The 1,940-nt window shown below is 72.6% G+C and carries 1 protein-coding gene; it reads left to right on the forward strand.

The features are described from left to right. Positions 1–1,940 (forward strand): type I polyketide synthase (locus IF30_RS0140155; protein ID WP_030248010.1); only part of this gene is annotated, 1,940 nt, incomplete at both ends.

Below are 1,940 nucleotides of genomic sequence, written 5' to 3' on the forward strand. Positions count from 1 at the left end.
CCACCACCTACCTCGAAATAGGCCCCACCGCCTCCCTCACCCCCCACCTCCCCACCCACGCCCTCACCAGCCTCCACAAGAACCAACCCGAAACCCACACCATCACCACCGCCCTCGCCCACCTCACCACCCACGGCACCCCCATCAACTGGCACGCCTACTACGCCCACACCAAACCCCACACCACCCCCCTCCCCACCTACCCCTTCCAACACCACCGCTACTGGCCGAACGCTTCGGCCATGCACCAGCGGGGAGCCCGGTCCGAGCACCCGCTGCTCGCATCGAGCGTGGATCTGGCACACAGCAGCGGCGTGCTGCTCACCGGTCGCTTCTCCGTCGCCTCCCATCCGTGGCTGGCCGACCACGTCGTCGCCGGCGTGATCGTCTTCCCCGGTACCGCCTTCGTGGAGCTGGTGCTCCACGCCGCGCAACGGTCGGGACGGAGCGGTTTCGAGGAGCTCACGCTGGAGAGCCCGCTGGTGCTGCCCGAAGAGGGCTCGGTGGACCTCCAGGTCGCGGTGGGCGAGCCGGGTGCCGACGGCAAGCGGCTCGTGTCCGTCCACTCCCGGCCTGACGAGGACACCCCGTGGCAGTTGCACGCCGTCGGCACCATCGGTGACGGGCAGCCCGCGGAGCCGTCGTGGTCCCTGACCGCCTGGCCTCCGCCGGGAGCGACCGGGCTGCCCGTGTCGGACGTCTACGCCGAGTTCGCGGCCGCCGGTCTCGACTACGGTCCCTTCTTCCAGGGGCTGCGCGCCGCCTGGCGGGTCGGCGAGGACGTCGCGGTGGAGGTGGAACTGCCTGGGACCGAGGACCAGGACTCCGGTTTCGGCGTGCACCCTGCCTTGCTGGACTCGGTCCTGCACGGAGTCGGCGTCGACCGGATGTTCGGCGCGGACGGCCACGCGCGGCTGCCGTTCTCCTGGGCAGGCGTAACCGTGCACCTGCGCGGTGCCAACCGCCTCAGGGCCGTTCTGTCGCCGTTGCGCGAGGACGCGATCGCCCTGCGCATCGCCGACGACGAGGGCCGTCCGGTCGCGGAGGTCGACCGCCTCACGATGCGCAAGATCGCCGGCGCCCGGTTCACCGACGGACGGCAGTCGCTCTTCGAGCAGGCTTGGCTCCCGCGGAAACTCTCCGGCACCGCCACGGAGTTCACCGTGCCGGGGGCGGAGGACGAGGCGCCGGAGGCCACCCACAGCGTCGTGCGGGTGGACAACGGTGGCAGCCTCGATCCCGAGGACGCGCTGGTGACGGCCGCGGACGTGCTGGACACGCTGCGGTCCCACACCGGGGAACGCACCCTCGTGGTCGTAACCTCCCGTGCGGTCGCCGTGGACGGCGACCCCTCGCCGGCAGGCGCCGCGGTGTGGGGGCTGGTGCGCGCCGCACAGACGGAACAGCCGGGCCGCATCGTGCTGGTGGACCTCGACGACGACGAGCGGTCGTGGCAGGCCCTTCCGTACGCCCTGTCCGGCGGCGAGGCGGAGTTCGCCCTCCGCCAGGGAGAGCTCCTTGTTCCCCGGCTCGTCCCCGCGCCCACCGGGACGAACGCCGCCCCGGACTGGGGGGCGAGCACCGTCCTGATCACCGGAGCTGCCGGGACGCTCGGCGGTCTGGTCGCCCGCCACCTGGTCCAGAACCACGGCGCGACCCGGCTCGTGCTGGTCAGCCGGCACGGCAACGCGCCGCAGCCGGAGGGCGCCGAGGTCACCCAGCTGGCCTGCGATCTCACCGACCGCGCGCAGATCGCCGCAGCGTTGGCCGCCGTACCCACCGACCGGCCGCTCGCGGTGGTCCACTGCGCCGGCACGATCGACGACGCCGTCCTGGCGGGTCAGACCCGCGGACACCTGGAGCGCGTCTTCGCGCCGAAGGCGACCGCGGCCTGGCACCTGCACGAACTCACCCGGGACCGCGACGTCACGGCGTTCGTC

The sequence above is a fragment of the Streptomyces sp. NRRL S-350 genome, from assembly GCF_000719705.1.
Taxonomy (GTDB): domain Bacteria; phylum Actinomycetota; class Actinomycetes; order Streptomycetales; family Streptomycetaceae; genus Kitasatospora.